Origin of the sequence: Parageobacillus caldoxylosilyticus NBRC 107762 (assembly GCF_000632715.1) — a bacterium.
Classification (GTDB): domain Bacteria; phylum Bacillota; class Bacilli; order Bacillales; family Anoxybacillaceae; genus Saccharococcus; species Saccharococcus caldoxylosilyticus.
Window position 1 is genome coordinate 1 of sequence record NZ_BAWO01000006.1, and the last position, 730, is coordinate 730.

Genomic DNA, 730 nt, shown 5'->3' on the forward strand with positions numbered 1-730 from the left:
GGGGCGCAAAAGACATCATCAAGCACCTCCCGCACCAATTTCGGCTTAACAAACGGTATGCCGAAGATGCGGTCTTGCTTGTTCAATCACTGATTTCTTCTCAACGTGAGTTGCTTCCAACGCGTTTGGAGGATGTGCAGGCGAAAATTCATCCAATCAAAAGTGTTTTACTGTCATGAACTCGAATATGTGCGAGCGGATAAACGAAACAACATCGTTGGAGAAACCGTACGAGATGTGTATGACTGGCTGCTTCAAGAAAACGTTGGGGCAGTGGTCATCGAAAACATTCAACTAAGACAGCAGCATGATACAGACAAACGATTCAATCGCCTCACCCATAATTTTAAAAAGAAAAAGCTGACGGAAATGATCGTCCGTCGGGGCTTACGGCTTGGGTTTCGCGTCAAAAAAGTGAATCCGGCGTATACCAGCGTCATCGGACGTTTCAAGTATAGGAAAAAGTATGATTTATCCGTCCGTGAAAGTGCCGCTTTGGTGATTGGCAGACGGGGATTAGGGTATCAGGAACGATTGCCAAAAGAACTCATTCACATCATAAAAACGAAAGTGAAGCGCCATTTGATTGCCGTGTTAGGGTCGATGGAAGAATCCTACAAGCAATCGAAAAGCGGAACAAAACAACGGCAATATCTAGGTATGATGTTAAAAAAGATAGAGAACTTCAAAGAGGAACATGAATGGTCATTATGGAATATCCTGCACAATG

The 730-nt window shown here is 44.0% G+C and carries 1 protein-coding gene; it reads left to right on the plus strand.

Features of this window, described 5'->3' with window-relative positions:
- Nucleotides 1-132: 132 nt before the first annotated feature.
- The coding region (locus GCA01S_RS19810) for an IS200/IS605 family accessory protein TnpB-related protein (protein WP_255212254.1) at nucleotides 133-730 on the plus strand (598 nt) is incomplete at its 3' end.